This window comes from Microbacterium sp., assembly GCF_044340635.1.
Taxonomy (GTDB): domain Bacteria; phylum Actinomycetota; class Actinomycetes; order Actinomycetales; family Microbacteriaceae; genus Microbacterium.
Map to the genome: position 1 here is coordinate 1 of NZ_JBIITF010000017.1, position 23891 is coordinate 23891.

36 protein-coding genes are annotated in these 23891 nt (G+C 66.2%); 31 read left to right on the forward strand and 5 right to left on the reverse strand.

Going from position 1 to position 23891, the window contains the following annotated elements:
• The first annotated feature begins 470 nt into the window (after positions 1-470).
• The 31 genes from rpsJ (at position 471) to ACIQ0W_RS13450 (ending at position 18547) form a co-directional block, all read left to right on the forward strand.
• On the forward strand, positions 471-779 hold the full coding sequence (gene rpsJ, locus ACIQ0W_RS13300; protein ID WP_036299948.1) for a 30S ribosomal protein S10: 309 nt from the start codon (positions 471-473) through the stop codon (positions 777-779).
• A gap of 8 nt (positions 780-787) precedes the next feature.
• Entirely contained in the window at positions 788-1447 is a 660-nt protein-coding gene (gene rplC, locus ACIQ0W_RS13305) for a 50S ribosomal protein L3 (protein WP_100809900.1), read from the forward strand.
• Between the two features lie 5 nt (positions 1448-1452).
• Positions 1453-2115, forward strand: a complete 663-nt coding sequence (gene rplD / locus ACIQ0W_RS13310) for a 50S ribosomal protein L4 (RefSeq protein ID WP_396643202.1) — start codon at positions 1453-1455, stop codon at positions 2113-2115.
• Positions 2112-2411, forward strand: a complete 300-nt coding sequence (gene rplW, locus ACIQ0W_RS13315) for a 50S ribosomal protein L23 (protein ID WP_396643203.1) — start codon at positions 2112-2114, stop codon at positions 2409-2411. The genes rplD and rplW overlap by 4 nt, the downstream gene beginning before the upstream one ends.
• Positions 2412-2435: 24 nt before the next feature.
• Entirely contained in the window at positions 2436-3275 is an 840-nt protein-coding gene (gene rplB / locus ACIQ0W_RS13320) for a 50S ribosomal protein L2 (protein ID WP_036299955.1), read from the forward strand.
• Positions 3276-3288: 13 nt separating this feature from the next.
• Positions 3289-3570 (forward strand): 30S ribosomal protein S19, encoded by a 282-nt coding sequence (gene rpsS / locus ACIQ0W_RS13325; RefSeq protein ID WP_100809903.1) that lies wholly within the window; start codon positions 3289-3291, stop codon positions 3568-3570.
• A gap of 22 nt (positions 3571-3592) precedes the next feature.
• On the forward strand, positions 3593-3991 hold the full coding sequence (rplV, locus tag ACIQ0W_RS13330; RefSeq protein WP_396643204.1) for a 50S ribosomal protein L22: 399 nt from the start codon (positions 3593-3595) through the stop codon (positions 3989-3991).
• The gene (gene rpsC / locus ACIQ0W_RS13335) at positions 3991-4752 is read left to right on the forward strand and encodes a 30S ribosomal protein S3 (protein WP_036299961.1); all 762 of its coding nucleotides are present in this window, start codon (positions 3991-3993) and stop codon (positions 4750-4752) included. Before rplV ends, rpsC begins: the two co-directional genes overlap by 1 nt.
• Entirely contained in the window at positions 4752-5171 is a 420-nt protein-coding gene (rplP, locus tag ACIQ0W_RS13340) for a 50S ribosomal protein L16 (RefSeq protein WP_036299964.1), read from the forward strand. Before rpsC ends, rplP begins: the two co-directional genes overlap by 1 nt.
• On the forward strand, positions 5171-5485 hold the full coding sequence (gene rpmC, locus ACIQ0W_RS13345; RefSeq protein WP_396643205.1) for a 50S ribosomal protein L29: 315 nt from the start codon (positions 5171-5173) through the stop codon (positions 5483-5485). The genes rplP and rpmC overlap by 1 nt, the downstream gene beginning before the upstream one ends.
• A 194-nt stretch (positions 5486-5679) precedes the next feature.
• Entirely contained in the window at positions 5680-5946 is a 267-nt protein-coding gene (gene rpsQ / locus ACIQ0W_RS13350; RefSeq protein ID WP_036300008.1) for a 30S ribosomal protein S17, read from the forward strand.
• Entirely contained in the window at positions 5943-6311 is a 369-nt protein-coding gene (rplN, locus tag ACIQ0W_RS13355) for a 50S ribosomal protein L14 (RefSeq protein WP_036299968.1), read from the forward strand. Before rpsQ ends, rplN begins: the two co-directional genes overlap by 4 nt.
• Positions 6312-6313: 2 nt before the next feature.
• Entirely contained in the window at positions 6314-6673 is a 360-nt protein-coding gene (rplX, locus tag ACIQ0W_RS13360; RefSeq protein ID WP_396643206.1) for a 50S ribosomal protein L24, read from the forward strand.
• Positions 6673-7254 carry a 50S ribosomal protein L5 gene (gene rplE / locus ACIQ0W_RS13365; RefSeq protein WP_396643207.1) on the forward strand — a complete coding sequence of 194 codons (582 nt, stop codon included), beginning with the start codon at positions 6673-6675 and terminating at the stop codon, positions 7252-7254. Before rplX ends, rplE begins: the two co-directional genes overlap by 1 nt.
• A 74-nt stretch (positions 7255-7328) precedes the next feature.
• Entirely contained in the window at positions 7329-7727 is a 399-nt protein-coding gene (gene rpsH, locus ACIQ0W_RS13370; RefSeq protein WP_036299974.1) for a 30S ribosomal protein S8, read from the forward strand.
• A 6-nt stretch (positions 7728-7733) separates the two neighbouring features.
• Positions 7734-8270 carry a 50S ribosomal protein L6 gene (gene rplF, locus ACIQ0W_RS13375; RefSeq protein WP_396643208.1) on the forward strand — a complete coding sequence of 179 codons (537 nt, stop codon included), beginning with the start codon at positions 7734-7736 and terminating at the stop codon, positions 8268-8270.
• Between the two features lie 2 nt (positions 8271-8272).
• Complete coding sequence (rplR, locus tag ACIQ0W_RS13380; protein ID WP_036299976.1) at positions 8273-8632, forward strand: 50S ribosomal protein L18; 360 nt, start codon at positions 8273-8275, stop codon at positions 8630-8632.
• The gene (gene rpsE / locus ACIQ0W_RS13385; RefSeq protein WP_396643209.1) at positions 8629-9342 is read left to right on the forward strand and encodes a 30S ribosomal protein S5; all 714 of its coding nucleotides are present in this window, start codon (positions 8629-8631) and stop codon (positions 9340-9342) included. The genes rplR and rpsE overlap by 4 nt, the downstream gene beginning before the upstream one ends.
• Positions 9342-9527, forward strand: a complete 186-nt coding sequence (gene rpmD / locus ACIQ0W_RS13390; RefSeq protein ID WP_036299980.1) for a 50S ribosomal protein L30 — start codon at positions 9342-9344, stop codon at positions 9525-9527. Before rpsE ends, rpmD begins: the two co-directional genes overlap by 1 nt.
• Positions 9527-10189 carry a 50S ribosomal protein L15 gene (gene rplO, locus ACIQ0W_RS13395; protein ID WP_396643210.1) on the forward strand — a complete coding sequence of 221 codons (663 nt, stop codon included), beginning with the start codon at positions 9527-9529 and terminating at the stop codon, positions 10187-10189. The genes rpmD and rplO overlap by 1 nt, the downstream gene beginning before the upstream one ends.
• Positions 10190-10369: 180 nt before the next feature.
• Positions 10370-11692 carry a preprotein translocase subunit SecY gene (gene secY, locus ACIQ0W_RS13400; RefSeq protein ID WP_396643211.1) on the forward strand — a complete coding sequence of 441 codons (1323 nt, stop codon included), beginning with the start codon at positions 10370-10372 and terminating at the stop codon, positions 11690-11692.
• The gene (locus tag ACIQ0W_RS13405) at positions 11689-12312 is read left to right on the forward strand and encodes an adenylate kinase (RefSeq protein WP_396643212.1); all 624 of its coding nucleotides are present in this window, start codon (positions 11689-11691) and stop codon (positions 12310-12312) included. The genes secY and ACIQ0W_RS13405 overlap by 4 nt, the downstream gene beginning before the upstream one ends.
• Before the next feature lie 21 nt (positions 12313-12333).
• Positions 12334-13164 carry a type I methionyl aminopeptidase gene (map, locus tag ACIQ0W_RS13410; protein WP_396643213.1) on the forward strand — a complete coding sequence of 277 codons (831 nt, stop codon included), beginning with the start codon at positions 12334-12336 and terminating at the stop codon, positions 13162-13164.
• Positions 13165-13184: 20 nt separating this feature from the next.
• Complete coding sequence (locus tag ACIQ0W_RS13415; RefSeq protein WP_396643214.1) at positions 13185-13865, forward strand: DsbA family protein; 681 nt, start codon at positions 13185-13187, stop codon at positions 13863-13865.
• Between the two features lie 174 nt (positions 13866-14039).
• On the forward strand, positions 14040-14261 hold the full coding sequence (infA, locus tag ACIQ0W_RS13420) for a translation initiation factor IF-1 (RefSeq protein ID WP_017201569.1): 222 nt from the start codon (positions 14040-14042) through the stop codon (positions 14259-14261).
• A gap of 68 nt (positions 14262-14329) precedes the next feature.
• Positions 14330-14446, forward strand: a complete 117-nt coding sequence (gene rpmJ / locus ACIQ0W_RS13425; RefSeq protein WP_036299987.1) for a 50S ribosomal protein L36 — start codon at positions 14330-14332, stop codon at positions 14444-14446.
• A 163-nt stretch (positions 14447-14609) separates the two neighbouring features.
• A complete protein-coding gene (rpsM, locus tag ACIQ0W_RS13430; protein ID WP_396643215.1) occupies positions 14610-14990 on the forward strand; it encodes a 30S ribosomal protein S13 in 381 nt (126 codons plus the stop codon).
• A gap of 47 nt (positions 14991-15037) precedes the next feature.
• Positions 15038-15436 carry a 30S ribosomal protein S11 gene (gene rpsK / locus ACIQ0W_RS13435; RefSeq protein ID WP_036299990.1) on the forward strand — a complete coding sequence of 133 codons (399 nt, stop codon included), beginning with the start codon at positions 15038-15040 and terminating at the stop codon, positions 15434-15436.
• 176 nt (positions 15437-15612) lie between these two features.
• Positions 15613-16602, forward strand: coding sequence for a DNA-directed RNA polymerase subunit alpha (locus ACIQ0W_RS13440; protein WP_100809913.1), 990 nt, complete (start codon positions 15613-15615; stop codon positions 16600-16602).
• Positions 16603-16642: 40 nt separating this feature from the next.
• Entirely contained in the window at positions 16643-17209 is a 567-nt protein-coding gene (gene rplQ / locus ACIQ0W_RS13445; protein ID WP_396643216.1) for a 50S ribosomal protein L17, read from the forward strand.
• Between the two features lie 237 nt (positions 17210-17446).
• Positions 17447-18547, forward strand: a complete 1101-nt coding sequence (locus tag ACIQ0W_RS13450; protein WP_396643217.1) for a hypothetical protein — start codon at positions 17447-17449, stop codon at positions 18545-18547.
• A gap of 45 nt (positions 18548-18592) precedes the next feature.
• Here ACIQ0W_RS13450 and ACIQ0W_RS13455 read toward each other — a convergent pair whose 3' ends face one another.
• From ACIQ0W_RS13455 to ACIQ0W_RS13475, 5 genes are all read right to left on the reverse strand, one after another.
• Entirely contained in the window at positions 18593-19894 is a 1302-nt protein-coding gene (locus ACIQ0W_RS13455) for an NAD(P)H-dependent oxidoreductase (protein WP_396643218.1), read from the reverse strand.
• Positions 19891-20463, reverse strand: coding sequence for a dTDP-4-dehydrorhamnose 3,5-epimerase family protein (locus tag ACIQ0W_RS13460; protein WP_396643219.1), 573 nt, complete (start codon positions 20461-20463; stop codon positions 19891-19893). The genes ACIQ0W_RS13455 and ACIQ0W_RS13460 overlap by 4 nt, the downstream gene beginning before the upstream one ends.
• A complete protein-coding gene (locus ACIQ0W_RS13465; RefSeq protein ID WP_396643220.1) occupies positions 20460-21497 on the reverse strand; it encodes an NAD-dependent epimerase/dehydratase family protein in 1038 nt (345 codons plus the stop codon). The genes ACIQ0W_RS13460 and ACIQ0W_RS13465 overlap by 4 nt, the downstream gene beginning before the upstream one ends.
• The gene (locus tag ACIQ0W_RS13470; RefSeq protein ID WP_396643221.1) at positions 21488-22309 is read right to left on the reverse strand and encodes a sugar phosphate nucleotidyltransferase; all 822 of its coding nucleotides are present in this window, start codon (positions 22307-22309) and stop codon (positions 21488-21490) included. Before ACIQ0W_RS13470 ends, ACIQ0W_RS13465 begins: the two co-directional genes overlap by 10 nt.
• 85 nt (positions 22310-22394) lie before the next feature.
• Complete coding sequence (locus tag ACIQ0W_RS13475) at positions 22395-23873, reverse strand: sugar transferase (protein ID WP_396643222.1); 1479 nt, start codon at positions 23871-23873, stop codon at positions 22395-22397.
• Positions 23874-23891: the final 18 nt, after the last annotated feature.

Consider the following 23891-nt stretch of genomic DNA (forward strand, 5'->3'; position numbering starts at 1 on the left):
GAAGATGCATCGGCAACCAGTAGGGCGGCTCAGCCCTCTGGGTGTCCCGACAAAGTGGGACATGGCCCGCGGAGGACGGCTTGATGGTCGTGCGATCGGTCCGCCATCTCCGCGCGACACGCCGTAGGCGACACGCCCGAGTTTGCGACACGCCCGGGCGACACGTAGACTAGTCCAGTTCCACATTCCGGCGTGCCGTACGGCGCGCGCAGGATCACTGCCAGGCAGTGCATAGACCGCGCGAAGCGCAGGACTAGGCCGCGGGCAGCAGAACACCTCCACAGCCCAGACCGCGAAAGCGGGATTCGCACGCGTGCGTGCGGGGCGGTGATCCGGATGCCCAGGCATTCGGTGTGACATCAGAACAGCGGTGCAGCAGAAAGTGCCAGAGGCGCGAAAGCGTCACATGCGTCCAATGCGCCCAGAGAAATCTGGGAACCGTACGACGCGATATAGAGAGTGAGCAGACAATGGCGGGACAAAAGATCCGCATTCGCCTGAAGTCGTATGACCACGAGGTCATCGACACGTCGGCGCGGAAGATCGTCGACACCGTGACCCGTGCGGGCGCAACCGTCGTGGGCCCCGTGCCCCTTCCGACGGAGAAGAACGTGATCCCCGTGATCCGTTCCCCCCACAAGTACAAGGACAGCCGCGAGCACTTCGAGATGCGCACCCACAAGCGTCTGATCGACATCATCGACCCGACGCCCAAGGCCGTCGACTCGCTGATGCGTCTCGACCTCCCGGCCGATGTCAACATCGAGATCAAGCTCTGAGGTTCGACATGGCTGATATCAACAACAAGATTTCGAAGGGCCTGCTGGGCACCAAGCTCGGCATGACCCAGGTATGGAACGAGCAGGGCAAGCTCATCCCCGTCACGGTGATCGAGCTCGCGCCCAACGTCGTCACCCAGATCCGCACGCCGGAGAAGGACGGCTACAACGCCGTCCAGATCGCCTACGGGCAGATCGACCCGCGCAAGGTGAACAAGCCCCAGACGGCTCACTTCGAGGCCGCGGGCGTTACGCCCCGTCGTCACCTCACGGAGATCCGGACCGCGGATGCCTCTGACTACTCACTCGGTCAGGAGCTCACCGCGGAGGGCACGTTCGAGGCCGGCCAGCTCGTCGACGTCGTCGGCACGAGCAAGGGCAAGGGCTTCGCCGGTGTCATGAAGCGTCACAACTTCAAGGGCGTCTCGGCATCGCACGGTTCGCACCGTAACCACCGCAAGCCCGGTTCGATCGGCGCATCGTCGACCCCGAGCCGCGTCTTCAAGGGCATGCGCATGGCCGGCCGTATGGGTGGCGAGCGCGTGACCGTCATGAACCTCACGGTGCACGCCGTCGACGCCGAGAAGGGTCTGCTGCTCGTCAAGGGCGCCGTCCCCGGTGCTCGTGGCCGCATCGTCTACGTCCGCAACGCAGTGAAGGGGGCATGAGCCAAATGACTGACTCGACTCTCGCGCTCGACGTGCGGGGTACCGACGGCAACAAGGCCGGTTCCGTGAACCTGCCCGCCGAGGTCTTCGACGTCAAGACGAACATTCCTCTCATCCACCAGGTCGTCGTCGCGCAGCGCGCGGCGGCTCGCCAGGGCACGCACTCGACCAAGCGTCGTGGCGAGGTCTCGGGTGCCGGCCGCAAGCCCTTCAAGCAGAAGGGCACGGGTAACGCCCGTCAGGGCTCGATCCGGGCTCCCCACATGACCGGTGGTGGCATCGTCCACGGGCCGAAGCCGCGCGACTACTCGCAGCGCACGCCCAAGAAGATGATCGCCGCCGCGCTCCGCGGAGCGCTCAGCGACCGTGCTCGCGGCAACCGCCTGCACGTCGTCGAGTCGCTCGGCGTCGCCGGTGCCCCGTCGACGAAGGCCGCGGCGACGTACCTCGCCTCGGTCGCGCCGACCAAGAACGTCCTCGTCGTCATCGAGCGTGACGACGAGATCAGCATCAAGAGCATCCGCAACCTCGCGTATGTCCACGTGCTGACGTTCGACCAGCTCAACGCGTACGACGTGCTCGTCTCGGACGACATCGTCTTCACCAAGGCCGCCTTCGATGCGTTCGTCGCATCCAAGACGGTCTCCACCACGGAGGTCTCGGCATGAGCGCCCTGAACAAGGACCCGCGCGACGTCATCCTGAAGCCGGTCGTCTCGGAGAAGAGCTACGGGCTCATCGACGAGGGTAAGTACACGTTCCTCGTGGACCCCCGCGCCGACAAGACCGAGATCAAGCTGGCCGTCGAGAAGATCTTCGGCGTGAAGGTCGCTTCGGTCAACACGATCAACCGCGTGGGCAAGGCCCGCCGCACCCGCTTCGGCACCGGCCGCCGCAAGGACACCAAGCGCGCCATCGTCACGCTGAAGTCGGGCACCATCGACATCTTCACGGCAGTCGGCTGACGGTCGGGATAGGGACGAGACACCATGGCAATTCGCAAGTACAAGCCCACGACCCCCGGTCGCCGCGGCTCGTCGGTCTCCGACTTCGCCGAGATCACGCGCTCGACGCCGGAGAAGTCGCTGCTGCGCCCGCTCTCCAAGACGGGTGGCCGCAACAACCAGGGCCGTATCACCACGCGCCACATCGGTGGTGGACACAAGCGTCAGTACCGCGTCATCGACTTCCGTCGTCATGACAAGGACGGCATCGACGCGAAGGTCGCTCACATCGAGTACGACCCCAACCGCACGGCACGCATCGCGCTGCTGCACTACGCGGACGGCGAGAAGCGCTACATCATCGCGCCGAACAAGCTGTCGCAGGGTGACATCGTCGAGTCGGGTTCCGGCGCCGACATCAAGCCCGGCAACAACCTGCCGCTCCGCAACATCCCGACCGGTACGGTCATCCACGCCATCGAGCTCCGCCCCGGCGGCGGCGCGAAGATGGCCCGCTCGGCCGGCGTCTCCGTGCGTCTGGTCGCGAAGGATGGCCCGTACGCCCAGCTGCGTCTGCCCTCGGGTGAGATCCGCAACGTCGATGCGCGCTGCCGCGCGACCATCGGCGAGGTCGGCAACGCCGAGCAGTCGAACATCAACTGGGGCAAGGCCGGTCGCAACCGCTGGAAGGGCATCCGCCCGACCGTCCGTGGTGTCGCCATGAACCCGGTCGACCACCCGCACGGTGGTGGCGAGGGTAAGACGTCCGGTGGACGTCACCCGGTTTCGCCGTGGGGTCAGGCCGAAGGCCGCACCCGGCACGCCAACAAGGAGAGCGACAAGCTCATCGTCCGCCGCCGCACGGCCGGCAAGAAGCGCAAGTAGGTAGGAACAGAAGATGCCACGCAGTCTTAAGAAGGGCCCCTTCGTCGACGAGCACCTGCTTCGCAAGGTTGTCGTCCAGAACGATTCGGGTTCCAAGAACGTCATCAAGACCTGGTCACGCCGGTCGATGATCGTGCCGGCCATGCTCGGCCACACGATTGCCGTCCACGACGGTCGCAAGCACATTCCCGTGTTCGTGACCGAGACCATGGTCGGCCACAAGTTGGGCGAATTCGCCCCGACCCGCACCTTCCGCGGCCACGAGAAGGACGACAAGAAGGGCCGTCGCCGCTAGGGCGGCGACAGAGGAGAGAGAAATGGTGGAGTCCATCGCACGTGTGCGACACATCCGCGTGACCCCTCAGAAGGCTCGTCGTGTCATCGCACTCATCAAGGGAAAGCAGGCCGAAGAGGCCCTCGCGATCCTGAAGTTCGCGCCGCAGTCGGCGTCGGAGCCCGTATCGAAGCTCGTCGCCTCGGCGATGGCCAATGCGCGGGTCAAGGCAGACAAGGACGGCGAGTTCCTCGACGACCGCGATCTGTTCGTCGCAAACGTCTATGTCGACGAGGGCACGACGCTCAAGCGTTTCCGCCCCCGTGCACAGGGCCGCGCGTTCCAGATCAAGAAGCGCACGAGCCACATCACGGTCGTGCTCGCGACGCCCGTCGCTGCTGACGCCCCGGCGTCCGCCCAGACCAAGAAGGCGAGCAAGTAATGGGACAGAAAGTCAACCCGTACGGCTTCCGCCTCGGGATCACCACGGACCACGTGTCCCGTTGGTTCTCGGACTCGACCAAGGTCGGCCAGCGTTACGCCGACTACGTCGCCGAGGACATCCGGATCCGTAAGCTCCTGCAGGTCTCGCTCGACCGCGCCGGCGTGAGCCGCATCGAGATCGAGCGCACCCGCGACCGCGTCCGCGTCGACATTCACACCGCCCGCCCGGGCATCGTGATCGGTCGCCGTGGGGCTGAGGCCGAGCGCATCCGTACCGATCTCGAGAAGCTCACGGGCAAGCAGATCCAGCTGAACATCCTCGAGGTCAAGAACCCCGAGGCCGACGCTCAGCTGGTCGCCCAGGGCATCGCCGAGCAGCTCACGGGTCGCGTGGCATTCCGCCGCGCGATGCGCAAGGGCCTCCAGGGCGCGCAGCGCGCCGGAGCCAAGGGCGTCCGCATCCAGGTCTCCGGTCGCCTCGGCGGCGCGGAGATGAGCCGTTCGGAGTTCTACCGCGAGGGTCGCGTACCCCTGCACACGCTCCGTGCCAACATCGACTACGGCTTCTACGAGGCCAAGACGACGTTCGGCCGCATCGGTGTCAAGGTCTGGATCTACAAGGGCGACCTCACCAACAAGGAGCTCGCTCGCGAGCAGGCCAACGCACCCAAGGCGCCCCGTGGCCGCGATGACCGTGGCGGCGACCGTCGCCGTGGTCCGCGCAACGACGCCCCCGTCGCAGAAGGAGCGTCTGCCTGATGCTTATTCCCCGCAAGGTCAAGTACCGCAAGCAGCACCACCCCGGTCGTTCGGGTGCGGCCACCGGAGGCACCGAGGTTTCGTTCGGTGAGTACGGTATCCAAGCCCTCACGCCGGCTTACGTGACGAACCGTCAGATCGAGTCCGCTCGTATCGCGATGACCCGTCACATCAAGCGCGGTGGAAAGGTGTGGATCAACATCTACCCCGACCGTCCGCTCACGAAGAAGCCTGCCGAAACCCGCATGGGTTCCGGTAAGGGTTCGCCGGAGTGGTGGGTTGCCAACGTCAAGCCGGGTCGCGTCCTCTTCGAGGTCGCCGGCGTCAGCGAAGAACTCGCTCGCGAGGCACTGACCCGTGCCATCCACAAGCTGCCCCTGAAGGCACGCATCATCAAGCGCGAGGAAGGCGACGCGTAATGGTTATCGGTACCAAGGAGCTCAGCCCGTCTGAGCTCGACACGATGGAAGACCACCGCCTCGTCGAGGAGCTGCGCAAGGCCAAGGAAGAGCTGTTCAACCTGCGCTTCCAGTCGGCCACCGGCCAGCTCGAGAGCCACGGTCGCATCCGCGCCGTCAAGCGCGACATCGCGCGGCTCTACACCGTGATCCGTGAGCGCGAGCTCGGCATCCGTGCCACGCCCGCTCCCGCGGAGGTCGCGACGAAGGCCAAGAAGACGAAGGCGAAGAAGACCGAGGATGCCTCGGACACCGCCGAAGGAGAGGCTGAGTAATGGCCACCGAGAAGGCAACTGAGACCAAGGCCGCCGAGGCCAAGGAGACGAAGGCCGCCGCACCGAAGGCAGCTGCAAAGCCTGCCGCCAAGAAGGCGCCCGCCAAGGCCGCCGCACCGAAGGCCGCCAAGGCCGAGGTCGCGGAGCCCCAGGCTGCCGTTCAGGCATCGGGACACGAGTCGTCCGCACACGACGTGCGCGACGCCGCGGCCCGCGGTTACCGCAAGTCGCGTCGTGGCTACGTCACGAGCGACCGCATGGACAAGACGATCGTCGTCGAGGTCGAAGACCGCGTGAAGCACCCGCTTTACGGCAAGGTCATCCGCCGCACGTCGAAGGTCAAGGTGCACGACGAGGCGAACTCCGCCGGAATCGGCGACCTGGTCGTCATCAATGAGACCCGTCCGCTGAGCGCCACCAAGCGCTGGCGCCTGGTGGAGATTCTGGAGAAGGCCAAGTGATTCAGCAGGAATCCCGAGTCAAGGTCGCCGACAACACCGGCGCCAAGGAGCTGCTCACGATCCGTGTGCTCGGTGGCTCGAAGCGCCGCTATGCGGGCCTCGGCGACACGATCGTGGCGACCGTCAAGGACGCCATCCCCGGCGGAAACGTCAAGAAGGGCGATGTCGTCAAGGCGGTCATCGTCCGTACCGTCAAGGAGACCCGTCGTCCCGACGGCTCCTACATCAAGTTCGACGAGAACGCCGCTGTCATCCTGAAGGCAGACGGGGAGCCCCGCGGCACCCGCATCTTCGGACCGGTCGGCCGCGAGCTTCGTGACCGCAAGTTCATGAAGATCGTCTCGCTCGCACCGGAGGTGATCTGATCATGGCCAACATCAAAAAGGGTGATCTCGTACAGGTCATCACAGGCAAGAAGCAGGACAAGGGCGGGGATCGCGGCAAGCAGGGCAAGGTCCTCGAGGTCCTGACCGAGCGCAACCGGGTGATCGTGCAGGGCGTGAACTACGTCACCAAGCACTCGCGCGTCGGCCAGACCCAGCGCGGCACCAAGACCGGCGGCATCGAGACCCTCGAAGCCCCCATCCACATCTCCAACGTCGCCCTCGTCGACCCCGAGACGAAGAAGCCGACCCGTGTCGGTCACCGCGTCGAGGAGCGGACGAAGGATGGCGTGAAGCGCACTGTGCGCGTCCGCTACGCGAAGAAGTCAGGTAAGGACCTCTGATGAGCACCCCCACTGCCGTGGAGGCTGGCAAGATCCAGCCCCGCCTGAAGCAGAAGTACCGCGCCGAAATCCAGCAGAAGCTGCAGGAAGAGTTCGGGTACGCGAACGTCAACCAGATCCCCGGTCTGGTCAAGGTCGTCGTGAACACCGGTGTCGGCGAAGCCGCTCGTGACAGCAAGGTGATGGACGGTGCGGTCGACGACCTCACCCGCATCACCGGGCAGAAGCCGCTCGTCACGAAGGCCCGCAAGTCGATCGCGCAGTTCAAGCTGCGCGAGGGACAGCCCATCGGCGCCCACGTCACGCTGCGTGGCGATCGTGCGTGGGAGTTCGTCGACCGTCTCGTGACGCTCGCCCTGCCCCGCATCCGCGACTTCCGCGGCCTGTCGCCGAAGCAGTTCGACGGCAACGGCAACTACACCTTCGGTCTTCAGGAGCAGTCCGTGTTCCACGAGATCGACCAGGACCGGATCGACCGCGTCCGTGGTTTCGACATCACCGTCGTCACCACCGCCAAGACGGATGACGAGGGTCGTGCACTTCTGCGCCACCTCGGCTTCCCGTTCCGCGCCGAGGCGTAAGACTCCACACCACCACCACAGGTCGTCTGCCTTGCACAGGCATCCGAAACCTGGTGAACGAAGGAAACAAACACATGACAATGACAGACCCGGTCGCAGACATGCTGACCCGGCTGCGCAACGCGAACTCGGCGCACCACGATTCCGTGAGCCTGCCGAGCTCCAAGCTCAAGTCGCACATCGCCGAGATCCTCAAGCGTGAGGGTTACATCGCCGAGTGGGAGATCGAGGACGCCCGCGTGGGCCAGACGCTCACCATGACGCTGAAGTACGGCCCGAACCGCGAGCGCTCCATTGCGGGCATCAAGCGCGTTTCGAAGCCCGGCCTGCGCGTTTACGCGAAGTCCAGCGAGATCCCCCGCGTTCTCGGTGGTCTCGGTGTTGCCATCCTGTCCACCTCCTCCGGTCTTCTCACGGACCGTCAGGCTGAGCAGAAGGGCGTGGGTGGGGAAGTCCTCGCCTACGTGTGGTGATCCTCGATGTCACGTATTGGAAGACTGCCCATCGACATCCCCTCGGACGTCACCGTCACGGTGACGGGTCGGGACGTTTCGGTCAAGGGACCCAAGGGTGAGCTCGGCCTGACGATCGCTCGTCCGATCGAGGTCATCGTCGAAGAGAACCAGGTCGTCGTGTCGCGTCCGGACGACGAGCGCGAATCGCGTTCGCTGCACGGACTCACGCGCACCCTCATCGCCAACAACATCGTCGGCGTCACCACGGGTTACACCAAGGGCCTCGAGGTCGTCGGCACGGGTTACCGCGTCGCACAGAAGGGCGGCTCGGTCGAGTTCGCGCTCGGCTTCTCGCACCCCGTCCTGGTCGAGCCCCCCGCGGGCATCACGTTCACGGTCGAGGGCAACAACAAGGTCACCGTGAGCGGCATCGACAAGCAGGCCGTCGGCGAAGCCGCGGCCAACATCCGCAAGATTCGCAAGCCCGAGCCCTACAAGGGCAAGGGTGTGCGCTACGCCGGCGAGGTCGTGCGTCGCAAGGCCGGAAAGAGTGGTAAGTAACCATGGCTCTTAAGTCGAAGTCAGACGCTCGTTCGCGTCGTCATGCCCGCCTTCGTAAGAAGGTCGTGGGCACCGAGCTGCGCCCGCGTCTCGTCGTGACCCGCTCCGCACGCCACGTGTTCGTCCAGGTCGTCGATGACGCCAAGGGCCACACCGTCGCGTCGGCATCCACCCTCGAAGCGGACCTGCGTTCGTTCGACGGTGACAAGACCGCCAAGGCGCGCAAGGTCGGCGAACTCGTCGCCGAGCGTGCGAAGGCCGCCGGCATCGAGGACGTCGTGTTCGACCGTGGCGGTAACCGCTACGCCGGCCGCGTCGCTGCGATCGCCGACGGCGCCCGCGAAGGGGGACTGAACCTGTGAGTGACAACAAGGAGACCGAAGTGGCAGCCACTGCCGAGCAGGCCGCGCCCGAGGCGACGGCTGCACCTGAAACGGCTGCTGCAACCGAGGCGCCCGCCGAGCGCGAGCGCGAGCCCCGTCGCGGTGGTCGTGAGCGCAACGCCAACCAGCGTGACCGGGGTTCGCGGGATGCCGACAAGAGCCAGTTCCTGGAGCGCGTCGTCACCATCAACCGTGTCTCGAAGGTCGTGAAGGGTGGTCGTCGCTTCAGCTTCACCGCCCTCGTGATCGTCGGAGACGGCAACGGACTCGTCGGTGTCGGCTACGGCAAGGCCCGCGAGGTGCCCCTGGCCATCTCGAAGGGTGTCGAAGAGGCCAAGCGGAACTTCTTCCGTGTGCCCCGCGTCGACAAGACGATCCCGCACCCCGTGCAGGGTGAGGCAGCAGCGGGCGTCGTCCTGCTCCGCCCCGCCGCCGCCGGTACCGGTGTTATCGCGGGCGGTCCCGTCCGCGCCGTACTCGAGTGCGCCGGCATCCACGATGTCCTGTCGAAGTCGCTCGGCTCGTCGAACACGATCAACATCGTGCACGCGACGGTCGCCGCGCTGAAGCAGCTCGAGGAGCCCCGCGCCGTCGCCGCACGTCGTGGTCTCGACTTCGACCAGGTCGCCCCCGCGCGCCTGGTTCGTGCCGAGGCCGACGCCGCTGCGGCAGCAAAGGCAGGTGCATGATGGCTGCACGACTGAAGGTCACGCAGATCAAGTCCAAGGTGAGTGAGAAGCAGTACCAGCGCGACACGCTGCGTAGCCTCGGCCTCAAGCGGATCGGCGACTCGGTCGTCCGTCCGGATGACGCCCAGAACCGTGGTTATGTCAACACGGTTGCTCACCTCGTGAAGGTTGAGGAGATCGACTAATGGCTGAAAAGGACAACGCGGCCGAGGCCGCTGAAGCCAAGGCTGCAGCGCCCAAGAAGGCTGCGGCCCCCAAGGCTGCTGCCGCGAAGAAGGCGCCCGCCGAGAAGGCTGCGGCCAAGGCATCCGCTCCGAAGGCTTCGGCTTCCGCCGATGCCCCGAAGGCTGCGGCGACCAAGGCTCCCGCCAAGAAGGCTGCCCCGAAGGACGACGCTCCGGCGTCGCGCCCCGGTGTGCTGAAGGTTCACCACCTGCGTCCGGTCCCCGGTGCCAACAAGGCCAAGACCCGCGTCGGTCGCGGTGAGGGCTCGAAGGGCAAGACGGCCGGTCGTGGCACGAAGGGCACGAAGGCCCGCAACACCGTGCGCGTCGGCTTCGAGGGTGGCCAGATGCCGCTGCACATGCGCACGCCGAAGCTGCGCGGGTTCAAGAACCCGTTCCGCGTCGAGTACCAGGTCGTCAACCTCGAGAAGCTCGCGGAGCTCTACCCGGCGGGTGGCGACGTGACCGTCGCCGACCTCGTCGCCAAGGGTGCCGTTCGCAAGAACGAGAAGGTCAAGGTCCTGGGCGACGGCGACATCGGAGTGAAGCTCGAGGTTCACGTCGACAAGGTCTCCGGCTCGGCCGAGCAGAAGATCGTCGCCGCCGGCGGCAGCGTCAAGTAATACGGACGAACTGTTCCCAAACAGGGGGTCGGAGGCATCCTCCGGCCCCCTGTTTCGGTTCTGAGGACATCTCACCCGTTGCCGCCGATCTCGGGCATGGGCCGCTCGCGGCGGCAGCCTGGGCTAACCTAATGTTTGGCCCGCCCGCGGGCATCTCCCTTCCCTTCAGGAGGATCCTTCTTGTTCAGCGCTATTGCGCGCATCTTCCGGACACCCGACCTGCGCCGGAAGATCGCCTTCACCTTGGGCATCATCGTGCTCTATCGTCTCGGTGCTCACGTGCCGACGCCGTTCGTCGACTTCGCGAACGTGCAGTCCTGCATCGGGCAGAACCAGGGCATGGAGGGACTCCTCTCTCTCGTCAACCTGTTCTCGGGCGGTGCCCTGCTGCAGCTGTCGATCTTCGCGCTGGGCGTCATGCCGTACATCACGGCGACGATCATCACGCAGTTGCTGCGCGTCGTCATCCCGCACTTCGAAACCCTCTACAAAGAGGGTCAGGCGGGTCAGGCGCGTCTGACGCAGTACACGCGCTACCTGACCATCGCGCTGGCGCTCCTGCAGTCGACGACGCTCGTCACGGTCGCACGCAGCGGGCAGCTCTTCGGCAACACGGGTGTCGCCGCCTGTGACAACCTGCTGACGAACGTCGCGTGGTGGGCCCAGCTGCTCATGATCATCACGATGACCGCCGGTACCGGCCTCATCATGTGGTTCGCCGAGCTCGTCACCGAACGCGGTGTGGGCAACGGCATGTCGCTGCTGATCTTCACCTCGATCGCCGCGACGTTCCCCTCCGCGATGTGGTCGATCTGGCAGGCCCGCGGCTTCGAGACCTTCCTGCTCGTCCTCGCCGTCGGGATCGTGGTCGTCGCGCTCGTGGTGTTCGTCGAACAATCGCAGCGGCGCGTCCCCGTGCAGTATGCGAAGCGGATGGTCGGGCGTCGGACGTACGGCGGAACCAACACGTACATCCCGATCAAGGTCAACATGGCCGGCGTCGTGCCCGTCATCTTCGCCTCGTCGCTGCTGTACATCCCGGCGCTGCTGGCCCAGTTCAACCAGCCCGCGGCGGGCGAGGAGCCGGCGGGGTGGGTCGTCTGGATCTCGCAGTACCTCACGTCGGGCGATAGCCCGATCTACATGGCGGTGTACTTCTTCCTGATCATCGGCTTCACGTATTTCTACGTGGCCATCACGTTCAACCCGGTCGAGGTTGCCGACAACATGAAGCGCTACGGCGGCTTCATCCCCGGCATCCGTGCCGGTCGCCCGACGGCCGAGTACCTCGACTACGTGCTCACGCGCATCACGCTCCCGGGCTCGATCTACCTCGGTCTGATCGCCCTGCTCCCGTTGATCGCGCTGGCAACGGTCGGTGCGAACCAGAACTTCCCGTTCGGTGGAGCATCCATCCTGATCATCGTCGGCGTGGGTCTCGAGACGGTGAAGCAGATCGACGCGCAATTGCAGCAGCGTCACTACGAAGGGCTGCTCCGATGACCCTTCGACAGGCTCAGGGCGAGCCGCCGGCAACACGTCTGCTCATCGTCGGACCCCAGGGCTCCGGCAAGGGCACGCAGGGCGTCCGCATCGCGGAGGCCTACGGCATCCCCGTCGTCTCGACCGGCGACGTCTTCCGCGCGAACATCAAGGACGGCACGGAGCTCGGCCAGCGCGTGCAGCAGATCGTCGAGCAGGGACGTCTCGTGCCGGACGAGCTGACCAGCGAGATCGTGCGCGATCGTCTGGCGCAGCCGGATGCGGCGCCGGGATTCCTGCTCGATGGCTACCCGCGCAATCTCGGCCAGGTCGGGCACCTCGACGACTTCCTCGCGAGCCGTGACGAGTCCCTGGATGCCGTGATCGAGCTGCGCGTGCCCCGGGCCGAGAGCATCGCGCGTCTCGGGCTCCGTGCCGCGCAGGAGGGTCGCTCGGACGACACCGACGACGTGATCGCCCACCGTCTCGACATCTATGAGAACGAGACGGCCCCGATCCTCGACGTCTACGGCGAGCGGGGCATCGTCGACGCGATCGACGGTGTCGGGACACTCGACGAGATCACCGACCGCATCTTCGCAGCGCTCGAGGCCCGCGGGCTCGTCCGCCGCGGCGCCTGATCGCGCCCCGTGAGGACACGCATGGCTTTGCGGCGCTCGATTTACAAGTCACCCGCCCAGTTGCGGGCGATGGTCGAACCCGGGCTGATCACGGCGCGCGCCCTCGCGGCGGTGCGTGAGCTGGTGGCACCCGGCGTGACGACGCTGGAGTTGGATGCCGAGGCATCCCGTGTCATCACGGCCGCGCGGGCGAAGTCCAACTTCCAGATGGTGCGCGGCTACCGGCACACGATCTGCACGTCGGTCAACGAGCAGGTCGTGCACGGCATCCCGGGCGCGCGCGTGCTCGCCGCGGGCGACATCCTCTCGGTCGACGCGGGTGCCGAGTACCAGGGATGGAACGGCGACTCCGCCTTCACTCTCGTGCTGCCGGATCCGTCACGTCCCGAGGTGGTCGCCGCACGCGAAGAGCTCTCGCGCGTCACCGAGGGATCGCTCTGGGCCGGGATCGCGGCGCTCGCGTCGGCCCGGCATCTGAACGAGGTGGGCGCGGCGATCCAGGACTACGTCGATGCGCAGGGTGAGTACGGGATTCTGGCGGACTACGTCGGACACGGCATCGGACGCAAGATGCACGAGTCGCCCTCGGTGTTCAACTACCGGGTGACCGACCCCGGACCCGAGGTGCGGCCGGGTCTGGTGCTCGCGATCGAGCCCATGGTCGTCGCCGGCGACCCTGCGACGCTCGTCGAGGACGACGACTGGACCGTCTCGACGGTGGACGGCTCGGCCGGCTCACATTGGGAACATAGCGTCGCCGTGCATGATGGGGGAATCTGGGTGCTCACGGCACCCGACGGCGGGGCCGCGGGCCTGGCCGCGTTCGGGATCGAACCTCGGCCCATCGGCTGAGGCAGACGTAGGAGCACGCAATGATGGCCGCAGCGGGTAAGCGCACGAACTGGTTCGCGATCTGGGTGAGCGTCGCGGTGGTCGCCGTCGTCGTCGCCGCGGGTGTCGTCGTCGTCATCATCAACAATGCCGCGACGGATCCCGGGCCGGCGCCCGAGGCTGCGATCGTCAACACCGAGACCGGTGCGATCTCGGTGGGGGACGGTCCGGATGTCGTGGCCACCTACATCGACTTCATGTGCCCCATCTGCAACCAGTTCGAGGAGATCTACGCCGAGACGCTGAACGAACTCGTCGCGGACGGTTCGATCACGCTCGAGTACCACCCGGTCGCGATTCTCGACAACCAGTCGCAGGGGACCCAGTTCTCGACCAGAGCGGCCAACGCGCTCTACTGCGTCGCCACCGCGTCGCCCGAGGCCGTCACGCCGTTCGTCTCGGCGATGTACGCCAACCAGCCGTCCGAAGGAACGCCCGGGCTGAGCGACGACGAGATCATCTCGATCGCGACGGACGCGGGTGCTGCCGACGCGGCATCCTGCATCACGGACCGCACCTATGACGGCTTCGTGGGGGAGCGCACGCAGGCGATGCCCACGACGGCGGACGGTGGGCGCGGTACGCCGACGGTCACGTTCAACGGCGAGCGCATCGACCTCACGGGTGACCCGCAGGTCGACATCATCGATCGCCTGAGCTGACGCGTACAAAATCGATGCCGCGAGCATTTGCCTCGGGCATCTCTGTCGGATACCATAGATCCTTGGTGCTTTGCGCCGTCTATCGGCGTGTCTCACGACTCCGCCGGGACAACGACGAAGCACCGAAATCCCACCCACCGCAGACCGACCGGTCTGCCCAGCGTTAGCGAGTGTATGGCCAAGAAAGACGGTGTCATCGAGATCGAAGGCGTGATCTCCGAGGCGCTTCCCAACGCGATGTTCCGCGTTGAGTTGAGCAACGGACACAAGGTCCTGGCCACGATCTCGGGCAAGATGCGGCAGAACTACATCCGCATCATTCCGGAGGACCGCGTCGTCGTAGAGCTCAGCCCCTACGACCTCACCCGCGGTCGGATCGTCTACCGCTACCGCTAGACCGGTCGAGAAGTAACGGCCCGTGCGTTTCGCATGCACGGGTACGAAGACAGCGAACAGGAAACATCATGAAGGTCAATCCCAGCGTCAAGCCCATCTGCGATCACTGCAAGATCATCCGCCGTCACGGCGTGGTCATGGTGATCTGCAAGAGCAACCCGCGCCACAAGCAGCGCCAGGGCTGAGACGCTCCCGCTCTTTCTGCACGAACAGCACCACAGCACACAACTGAACACATACGGCAGTTTCAGAACCTCGCCCTGAGGAATCGGGGCGGGGGGACACCCCGGGCGGAGGCCCGGGCACCGATTCTGCTCCACACCTCCACACACCTCCTAGGAGAGCCGCATGGCACGTCTTGCTGGCGTCGACATCCCGCGCGATAAGCGCGTGGTCATCGCCCTGACCTACATCTACGGCGTCGGCCGTACCCGTTCCGTCGAGATCCTGAACGCCCTCGAGATCGACCCTGACGTCCGCGTCAAGGACCTCTCGGACGAGCAGCTCGTTCAGCTGCGTGACCACATCGAGGCCACGTACAAGGTGGAGGGTGACCTTCGCCGCGAGGTCGCCTCCGACATCCGCCGCAAGGTCGAGATCGGGTCCTACCAGGGGATCCGCCACCGTCGTGGCCTGCCCGTCCACGGACAGCGCACCAAGACCAACGCCCGTACGCGCAAGGGCCCCAAGCGCACCGTCGCCGGCAAGAAGAAGGCGGGCCGTAAGTAGTCCTCGCGGGCTCAGGCACCGGCTCCCAGGTTTAGGAGAACAACGCAATGGCACAGGCCAAGACCGCCGTACGCAAGCCGCGGCGCAAAGAGAAGAAGAACATCGCGCTGGGTCACGCCCACATCAAGTCGACGTTCAACAACACGATCGTTTCGATCACCGACCCCTCGGGCGCTGTCATCAGCTGGGCCTCGTCGGGCGGCGTGGGCTTCAAGGGCTCGCGCAAGTCGACTCCGTACGCGGCCGGTATGGCCGCCGAGTCGGCCGCTCGCCAGGCTCAGGAGCACGGCGTCAAGAAGGTCGACGTCTTCGTCAAGGGACCGGGTTCCGGTCGTGAGACGGCGATCCGCTCGCTGACGGCCGCCGGCCTCGAGGTCGGTTCGATCCAGGACGTCACGCCGCAGGCACACAACGGCTGCCGTCCCCCCAAGCGCCGCCGCGTCTGATCCCGTAGCCGGGGCGCCTCGTGCGCTCCGGCTATCGGTCGTCGCGCCGTCTCACTGACTTCGCGGATGCCTGGACCTGCGCCATGCGCGGTGCCCCGTCATCCGCCCGAGAAAAACTCAACAACCTCACCCATGCAAGTGTCATATAGCGGGCACTTAGCCGAAAGGAACACACAGTGCTCATCGCACAGCGTCCCACTCTGACCGAGGAAAAGATCGCGGAGTTCCGCAGCCGCTTCATCATCGAGCCGCTCGAGCCCGGATTCGGATACACGATCGGTAACGCGCTTCGTCGCAGCCTGCTCTCGTCGATCCCCGGTGCAGCCGTCACGAGCATCCGCATCGATGGTGTCCTCCACGAGTTCACCACGATCCCCGGTGTCAAGGAAGATGTCACCGAGATCATCCTGAACATCAAGCAGCTCGTCGTTTCGTCCGAGCGCGATGAGCCGATCACGGCTTACCTGCGCAAGACGGGTGCCGGTCAGGTCACGGCCGCCGACATCTCCGCTCCCGCGGGCGTCGAGATCCACAACCCCGAGCTCGTCATCGCGACGCTCAACGACACCGCCAAGTTCGAGCTCGAGCTGACGATCGAGCGTGGCCGTGGCTACGTCTCGGCGACGCAGAACCGCAACGAGTACGCCGAGGCCGGTCAGGTCCCGATCGACTCGATCTACTCGCCGGTGCTCAAGGTCAGCTACCGCGTCGACGCGACGCGTGCCGGTGAGCGCACCGACTTCGACAAGCTCGTGCTGGACGTCGAGACCAAGTCCTCGATCGCCCCGCGTGACGCGGTCGCCTCGGCCGGTCGCACGCTGACCGAGCTGTTCGGTCTCGCCCGCGAGCTGAACGTCGAGGCCGAGGGTATCGAGATCGGCCCCGCGCCGGTCGAGACCGTCCTCTCGAACGAGCTGTCGATGCCGATCGAAGACCTCGATCTGTCCGTCCGTTCGTACAACTGCCTCAAGCGCGAGGGCATCAACACCGTCAGCGAGCTCGTTGCTCTCTCCGAGACCCAGCTGATGAACATTCGCAACTTCGGTCAGAAGTCGGTCGACGAGGTGCGCGACAAGCTCATCTCGCTCGGTCTGTCGCTGAAGGATTCCGTGCCCGGCTTTGACGGCGCGCACTTCTACGGCGGCTACGACGACGAGACCGTCTAAGCCGCGGCCCCCGAACCGATTCATCCTGGAGTAAAGACTGATGCCTAAGCCCACGAAGGGTCCCCGCCTCGGCGGCGGTCCCGCCCACGAGCGCCTGCTGCTTGCGAACCTCGCCGCGGCCCTCTTCACGCACAAGTCGATTCAGACGACTGAGACCAAGGCCAAGCGCCTGCGTCCGCTCGCTGAGCGCCTGATCACGTTCGCCAAGCGCGGTGACCTGCACGCGCGTCGTCGCGTGCTGGGCATCATCGGCGACCGCGAGGTCGTGCACGTGCTGTTCACCGAGATCGCCCCGCTGGTTGCGGAGCGCGAGGGTGGCTACACGCGCATCGTCAAGATCGGCAACCGCAAGGGCGACAACGCCCCCATGGCCGTCATCGAGCTCGTGCTCGAGCCGGTCACGCCGAAGGTCAAGTCGTCGAAGAAGTCGGATGCCGCGGCCCCCGCTGCAACTCCTGCCCCGGTCGACGAGCCCGGTGCTGACGAGCCCGTCGCCGACGAGACTCCGGTCGCCGTCGAAGACGCCGACGTCGAGGTGTCGGACATCGACGCCGAGGCTCCCGAGGGCGCCGCTGAGGCAGCCGCCGAGGATGCCGAGGCGAAGTAGCCCGAAAGATATGATCACACACGAGGCCCGTGCCCCTTCGGGGCGCGGGCCTCGTGTGTGCGGCCCGAGTCGTCACTCGGTGTCCGTCCGTCTGGACCGGATCGCCCCGGGGCGCTATCCTGACGAAGCCGGTACGCATGGCCGACGCTCGGGGAGGGATCGCGTCGTGCGCCTCGTCACGCGACGTTCACGCGTGGTGATTATTGTGGATCGACACCGGGGTTCTGGGGGAGCCGAATGCTGACCATCACGCTGGCCGAGTCCGCGGTGACGAACTCGCTCGGCCGCGCCATCAGCCTGAGCCTGGTCGCCGCCGAGTTCGGCGATGTGGAGCTCTGGGCGGTCGACGACGGTCCCGCATGGACGGGGGCACGGCACTTCGACCTGCCCATCCACCGCTTCCCGGCGAACGATCTCGGCGTGGTCGTCGACCGCGTCCGACGCGCCGCCCAGGACCAGCCCGTGCTGGTTTGGATATCGAAGGGCATCGCACCGCTCGACCGCCTCGCTCGCGCCATGAAGAAGGTCGGCGGCGTCACGGTGCTGGCCGACTTCGACGACGACGACGTGAGCCTGATGCAGGAGCAGGTGCGCAACTCGTTGAAAACGGCCGTGCACCTCAACGTGCTCCACCGCAAGTCGCCGGTGCAGGTGGCGCGAGCGCAGCGCCGCACCGCCGAGGCGGCGGACGCGTACACGTTCTCGAGCGATACGCTGCGCGGCGCATACGCCACGCGCGGGCTTCCGGCGCGATCCTCTGCGATCGTCGCGCATGCGCGCCCCTCGTCCTGGCTCACGGAGCCGCGCACCTCGCGGCGGCCCGGGGCGCTGCGGCTCGGTTACCTCGGCACCGTCCGCCCTCACAAGGGTGCCGACCGCATCCTCGATCTCGTTCGCGCGATGCCGGAGATCGAGTTCTCGAGCTTCTCCGGCTCGTTCCGGCCCTCCACAGGCGGTGCCATCTGGCACGCTATCGGGCCCGAGGCGACTCTTCGCGACGTTTACGCCGATATCGATTTCACCCTCGTGCCGCAGAACCCGGACTCGAGTGCGGCGCGCAATCAGCTGCCGTCGAAGATCATCGAGGCGGCGGCGTTCGGTGTCGCGCTCGTGGCGACACCGACGCCCGTGATCGAGGAGTACTGCGCGGGCGCCTACATCCCCGTCCCGGACTGGAGTGATGCGGATGCCGTCGCCGACAGCATCCGCGCCGCCGACCCCGTGGCCCTCGGTGCGGCGATGCGCGAGGTCTTCGTGGCGCGTTTCGCGACCGGCGTCTCGGCTTCGGCCGTGACGGGACTCCTCGAGTCGACGCACGCCCGCCCCCGGTCGGCGTGAGGAACACGTCGAGCGAGGGCGGGCGGTACGACCCCTGAGGTCGGCTCAGGCGGGCTGCATCACCGGAAGCTCGGCGGCCTGCTCCGTGCGGAGCTGATCCACCAGGCGTCCCGCGGGAAGCTCGACGTCGCCGTAGGTCAGGACCTCGTCCTTCGCGATGTCGCGCAGCGTCCGGCAGCCCTCGGCGATGCCGATGGGCAGCAGACGCTCGCTCGCCGTCACGTCGGCCCGCTCGGCGACGCCGTAGCTGTGATAGCCGCCGAGGCCGTCGATGACCGTGCCCGCGGGCAGATCGGTCTTCGCGACCGTGATGACCTCCACGGTCGGTGCGCCGAGCGGCTCGAGCGCCGCGTCCCGGAACAGGACGGCGCGCGCGATCGTGTTCGGCACCTCGAAGTGGCAGAGGTGGTACGGCGTGTAGAAGCTGTAGAGGGGTCCCTCGCCGAGCTTGTACAGGTTGAGGTAATGCCGCTGCTTCGGGTCGTCGTGCGTGGCGAGGACGTAGACCCCCGGACCGGGCTTCGCGCCGACGACGTAGTCGACGACACCGCCGACACGCTCGAGCTCTTCGACGTCGAACGCCGTGGTGAGCTCATCGACGTGTCCGGCGTGATCCGCGCCGCGCATTCCGCGCTTCTCGACCGTCATGCCCGTCGCGTTGGCCACGATCGCCTGCTCGAACGACACCTTCGTGCCATCGGCGAAGCTCGTGACCATGTACGTGTCCTGGCCCCACTTCGCGGCGAACGCCGCCTGCGTGGTGGGCGTGCGGTACTCGTCCTGCAGACCCTTGATGTTGCCGCACACCAGGGGCTTGAGGCCCAGTCCTCGCACGAAGCGCACGAGGTTCATCTGGACGCCCGGCTGGTCGCCGTCGGCGCCGCTGAGCACGATTCCCGCGGCTTTCGCCCGCTTGCTGAGGATGGGTCCGACGGTTCCGTCGACCTCGGCGTTCAGCAGCACGATGTCCTTGCCCTGGGCGATGCCCTCGACCACGACGTGGCAGCCGTACTCGACGGCGCCGGTCGCCTCGACGAGGGCGTCGACGGCTGACGCACCCGCCGCCGCGCGGTGATCGGTCGTGATCGCGACCGCTCCCGCGGCCGCGGCTGCGTCCACGCCCGCGGCGTCGTCGACGACGCGGATGTCCGTGATCCCGGCTTCACGCAGCGCCTTCTCAGCCTTCTCGAGCGTGCGATTGACGACCACGGTGATGCGCATGCCCGGGACGCTGTTCACGATCTGGTTGATCAGCCCGCGGCCCATGAATCCCGCGCCGATGAGCCCGACGCCGATGGGCCGCGCTTCGTCCTCGCGTGCCTGGAGCGCCTTGTCGATGAGGATCACGCGATCGCCCCCGAAACCGCAGCCAGGTCCTGTTCCGACCAGTCGGCGACGAGGGGCCAGGAGGCGTCCTTGGCGGAGATGTCGCTGATCGGAAGCGGCCACGACAAGCCCAGGGCCGGATCGTCGTGACGGAGGCCCCGCTCTTCACCCGGTGCATACTTGCCGCTCACCATGTACGTCACCTCGGTGTCGTCGACGAGAGTCTGATACCCGTGCGCGAAATAGGCGGGCACGTAGAGAGCGCGACGGTTGTCGGCGCTCAGCTCGACCGACACGTGCTGGAGTCGAGTCGGAGACCCCCATCGCATGTCGACGATCGTGTCGACGATCGCCCCGCGGGTGCAGCGGATGAGCTTCGTCTCGGGGCTCGGCGAGATCTGGAAGTGCATGCCCCGCAGCGTGCCGGCACGGTAGTTGAAGGACACGTTCGCCTGCTCGATGTGCGGGTTGAGACCGGCGGCCTCGAACTCCGCCCGATCGAACGACCGTGCGAAGAATCCACGATCGTCGCCGCGCTCCTCGAGGTCGATGATGGCGACGCCGTCGATGGGCGTGGTGCGAAAGATCACGGCTTCCTCCAGAAGAGTTCATCGTCGACCTGTCCCGTGCGGATCAGGTACTCCAGCTGCTTCAGACGGGTGAAGCCGCGCCCGGTGAAGGCTTCCTCGTCGAGGTCGATGGAGGAGAAGACGGACAGCAGCTGCTCGGCTCCCTTCCGCGCATTCCAGTCGCACTCGTAACCGGGGAGCACCTCGCGGATCTTGTCGAAGTTGACCTTGTAGCTGCGGTTGTCACCGCCGGCGGGACCGAAAGACACCTCGCAGCCGGGGAAGACGTCGCCGATGACCTCGGCGACCTCACGTACCTGGTAGTTCTGCTCGTCGGACCCGACGTTGAAGATCTGGCCATGAACGGCCTCGCGAGGCGAGAGCAGCGACATACGGATCGCCTTGGCGATGTCGAGGGCGTGAACGAGAGGACGCCACGGCGTGCCGTCGCTCGTCATCACGATCTTCTTGGTCGTCCACGCGAGGCCCGCGAGGTTGTTGAGCACGATGTCGAACCTCATGCGCGGAGACGCCCCGAAGGCCGTCGCGTTGCGCAGGAACGTCGGCGAGAATCCCGCGTCGGCCATCGGAAGCACGTCGCGCTCGACCATCGCCTTGCACTCCGCGTACACCGTCTGCGGATCCACGGGCGACGTCTCATCGACGACACCCTCGGCGACACCGTAGACGCTGCACGAGGACATGTAGATGAACCGCTCGACCCCGGCCTGCTTGGCCAGCGTGGCGAGCCGCACGGACCCCGTGTGGTTGATGGCCTGGGTGAGACCCGGATTGAACTGCCCCAGGGGGTCGTTCGACAGCTCGGCCATGTGCACGACCGCCTCGATGCCCTCGAGATCCTCGGGCTGGACATCGCGGATGTCCTTCGCGAGCGTTCGGGGGGTGGCATCCACCCCGTTGTAGAGCCACCCTGCCTTGTAGAAGCCCGTGTCGACGGCGAGCAGCTCGTGCCCGTCGCGGATGAGCTCGGGTGCGAGGACGGAGCCGAGATATCCCTCGGTTCCGGTGACGAGAACCTTCATGTTCAGGCCCACACCTTCCAGGCTGCTTCGCCCTTGTCCCAGAGCCCGTTGAGCTCCACCCAGTCGCGGTAGGTGTCCATACCCATCCAGAATCCCTCGTGTGTGAAGACGCCGAGCTCGCCGTCGGTGGCGAGCGTCTGCATCGGCTTCTTCTCGAGCAGCAGGTCGGGGTCGTCGTCCAGGTAGCGATCGACCATCTCACGCTTGTGGGCGAAGAACCCGCCCGAGACCCAGCCGTCGGCCATCGTCGGCTTCTCGTTGAACTCGCTGACGCGCTGGCCCGAGACGTGCATCTCGCCAAAGCGGCTCGTCGGGTGAACCCCGGTGACCGTGGAGACCAGGCCGCTGGCGACGTGCTGCTCGTAGAGGGCGCCGATGTCGACCGTGCCGATGCCGTCGCCGTACGTCTGCAGGAAGTACGGCTGATCGAGGTAATCCGCCACGCGCTTGATGCGCGCGCCGGTCCCGGTCTCGATGCCCGTCTCGACCAGAGTGACCTCCCAGTCCTCGGTCTTGCGTTCGCCGTACCACTGGGGCGAGCGGTCGCCGGCGAGATTCACCGTGACGTCGCGACCCTGGTCGCCGTAGGTGAGGAAGAAGTCGCGGATCTGATCGCCCTTGTAGCCGAGCGGCAGCACGAACCGACGGAAGCCGTTGGCGGCATAGATCTTCATGATGTGCCAGAGGATCGGCTTGCCGCCGATCTCGATGAGCGGCTTCGGGAGCTTCTCGCTCGCCTCGCGGATCCGTGTACCCATGCCCCCGCACAGGATGACCACGGGGATGTCGGCCCGGTCGGGCACGACGGAGTTGACGTCAGACATGACGTTTATTTCCTCTCTGAAGGTGGTCGGAGCCCCCAGGCGACGACCTTGTATGGAGATGTTGAGTTGTGAACGGCAGCCGTGCTCAGTGCGCTGTCTCTCCCGGTGCCAGCACGGCCTTGAAGGTGCGGAAAAGGATGCTCACGTCTCCGAGAAGCGTCCAGTTCTCGACGTAGTAGAGGTCGAGGCGCAGGGCCTCGTCCCAGCTGAGGGCGGATCGTCCGCTGACCTGCCAGAGGCCGCTCATGCCCGGTTTGACGATCAGGCGGCGCTCGGCGGCGGAGTCGTAGAACGCGACCTCCTCCTTGCGCTGCGGGCGCGGTCCGACCAGGCTCATGTCGCCCTTGAAGACGTTGATCAGCTGCGGGAACTCGTCGAGCGAGTGCTTCCGCAGGATGCGTCCGATGGGAGTGATGCGCGGATCGTTCTCGATCTTGAAGAGGGGCTTGTCTCCGGCGCCCTGCTCGTCGAGGAGCTTTTGCAACATGTCATCGGCATTGGGGATCATCGAGCGGAACTTGAACATTCCGAATGGTCTGCCCTCTTGCCCGATCCGTTCCTGGCGATAGAACACCGGACCGCTGCTGGAGGCTTTGACCAGGAGGGCGAGCACGAGGAAGACCGGGGCCAAGACGACGAGCAGCGCTCCCGACCCCGCGACGTCGAAGGCGCGTTTGACGAACCGCTGACGGCCCGTGTACCGGGGCGTTTCGACGTGTACGAGGGGGAGCCCGGCCACCGGACGCATGTGCATGCGCGGCCCGCCGATGTCGGTCAACTTCGGCACCATCACGAGGTGCTGCCGACCTGCCTCGAGCTGCCAGCTGATCGCGCGCACCTTCTCGACGCTGAGCGCGGCATCGCTCGCGACGATCACGGTGTCCGCACCGGTCATCGCCAACATCCTGTCGACGTCTTCGACGGGTCCGAGGAACGGGACGTTGACGCCCGCCGCCGTGAAATCGGAACGTGTGCCGGGGCCGCTCACCCCGACGACGCGGTAGCCCGCCTCGGGGGTGCGACTCAGCTCGGCGATGATGCGCGCACTCTCCTGGTCGTCGCCGATGACGAGGACCCGTGCCATGGCCCCGCCCGAACGCCGGGAGGCCCACAACCGACGCCGCCACAGAGCACGGCTGATCAGGAGCAGCACGGTTCCCAGCGGGAACGCCACGAGCAGATATCCGCGCGAGACCGGCGTCGACGTCAGGTACGAGACGATCGCCAGTGTGGCGAAGAGATAGACCGCTGCGGCGATGACCTTGCGATACTCCCCGGTGCCGAGCCCGACGAAACGCGAACTGCGCGATCCCGAGATCGCCAGCGACCCGAGCCAGGCGACGATCAGGGTAACCGAAAGCCAGGTATAGGTGACCGGTCCGATGTCGTCGACCGGTCGCGAGACCGGCTCACCCGTGAGCGTGAACCAGATGTACTGCGTCAAGAACACGACTCCGGTGACGATGAGCGTGTCAGACAGCCAGACCGCTCGGCGGTAGCTCGCGTACCAGTCGAGCGCCGCACGGGGCCGTACCCCGACGTGCGCAAGTGTTTCGGTGACCATGATCTCCCCAGACCCCTC

Excerpts from the sequence above, each read along its gene's own strand:
- rpsJ (WP_036299948.1), top strand. The coding sequence starts at position 471 with ATGGCGGGACAAAAGATCCGCATTCGCCTGAAGTCGTATGACCACGAG.
- rplC (WP_100809900.1), top strand. The coding sequence starts at position 788 with ATGGCTGATATCAACAACAAGATTTCGAAGGGCCTGCTGGGCACCAAG.
- rplD (WP_396643202.1), top strand. The coding sequence starts at position 1,453 with ATGACTGACTCGACTCTCGCGCTCGACGTGCGGGGTACCGACGGCAAC.
- rplW (WP_396643203.1), top strand. The coding sequence starts at position 2,112 with ATGAGCGCCCTGAACAAGGACCCGCGCGACGTCATCCTGAAGCCGGTC.
- rplB (WP_036299955.1), top strand. The coding sequence starts at position 2,436 with ATGGCAATTCGCAAGTACAAGCCCACGACCCCCGGTCGCCGCGGCTCG.
- rpsS (WP_100809903.1), top strand. The coding sequence starts at position 3,289 with ATGCCACGCAGTCTTAAGAAGGGCCCCTTCGTCGACGAGCACCTGCTT.
- rplV (WP_396643204.1), top strand. The coding sequence starts at position 3,593 with ATGGTGGAGTCCATCGCACGTGTGCGACACATCCGCGTGACCCCTCAG.
- rpsC (WP_036299961.1), top strand. The coding sequence starts at position 3,991 with ATGGGACAGAAAGTCAACCCGTACGGCTTCCGCCTCGGGATCACCACG.
- rplP (WP_036299964.1), top strand. The coding sequence starts at position 4,752 with ATGCTTATTCCCCGCAAGGTCAAGTACCGCAAGCAGCACCACCCCGGT.
- rpmC (WP_396643205.1), top strand. The coding sequence starts at position 5,171 with ATGGTTATCGGTACCAAGGAGCTCAGCCCGTCTGAGCTCGACACGATG.
- rplX (WP_396643206.1), top strand. The coding sequence starts at position 6,314 with ATGGCCAACATCAAAAAGGGTGATCTCGTACAGGTCATCACAGGCAAG.
- rplE (WP_396643207.1), top strand. The coding sequence starts at position 6,673 with ATGAGCACCCCCACTGCCGTGGAGGCTGGCAAGATCCAGCCCCGCCTG.
- rpsH (WP_036299974.1), top strand. The coding sequence starts at position 7,329 with ATGACAATGACAGACCCGGTCGCAGACATGCTGACCCGGCTGCGCAAC.
- rplF (WP_396643208.1), top strand. The coding sequence starts at position 7,734 with ATGTCACGTATTGGAAGACTGCCCATCGACATCCCCTCGGACGTCACC.
- rplR (WP_036299976.1), top strand. The coding sequence starts at position 8,273 with ATGGCTCTTAAGTCGAAGTCAGACGCTCGTTCGCGTCGTCATGCCCGC.
- rpmD (WP_036299980.1), top strand. The coding sequence starts at position 9,342 with ATGGCTGCACGACTGAAGGTCACGCAGATCAAGTCCAAGGTGAGTGAG.
- rplO (WP_396643210.1), top strand. The coding sequence starts at position 9,527 with ATGGCTGAAAAGGACAACGCGGCCGAGGCCGCTGAAGCCAAGGCTGCA.
- ACIQ0W_RS13405 (WP_396643212.1), top strand. The coding sequence starts at position 11,689 with ATGACCCTTCGACAGGCTCAGGGCGAGCCGCCGGCAACACGTCTGCTC.
- map (WP_396643213.1), top strand. The coding sequence starts at position 12,334 with ATGGCTTTGCGGCGCTCGATTTACAAGTCACCCGCCCAGTTGCGGGCG.
- ACIQ0W_RS13415 (WP_396643214.1), top strand. The coding sequence starts at position 13,185 with ATGATGGCCGCAGCGGGTAAGCGCACGAACTGGTTCGCGATCTGGGTG.
- infA (WP_017201569.1), top strand. The coding sequence starts at position 14,040 with ATGGCCAAGAAAGACGGTGTCATCGAGATCGAAGGCGTGATCTCCGAG.
- rpmJ (WP_036299987.1), top strand. The coding sequence starts at position 14,330 with ATGAAGGTCAATCCCAGCGTCAAGCCCATCTGCGATCACTGCAAGATC.
- rpsM (WP_396643215.1), top strand. The coding sequence starts at position 14,610 with ATGGCACGTCTTGCTGGCGTCGACATCCCGCGCGATAAGCGCGTGGTC.
- rpsK (WP_036299990.1), top strand. The coding sequence starts at position 15,038 with ATGGCACAGGCCAAGACCGCCGTACGCAAGCCGCGGCGCAAAGAGAAG.
- rplQ (WP_396643216.1), top strand. The coding sequence starts at position 16,643 with ATGCCTAAGCCCACGAAGGGTCCCCGCCTCGGCGGCGGTCCCGCCCAC.
- ACIQ0W_RS13450 (WP_396643217.1), top strand. The coding sequence starts at position 17,447 with ATGCTGACCATCACGCTGGCCGAGTCCGCGGTGACGAACTCGCTCGGC.
- ACIQ0W_RS13470 (WP_396643221.1), bottom strand. The coding sequence starts at position 22,309 with ATGTCTGACGTCAACTCCGTCGTGCCCGACCGGGCCGACATCCCCGTG.
- ACIQ0W_RS13475 (WP_396643222.1), bottom strand. The coding sequence starts at position 23,873 with ATGGTCACCGAAACACTTGCGCACGTCGGGGTACGGCCCCGTGCGGCG.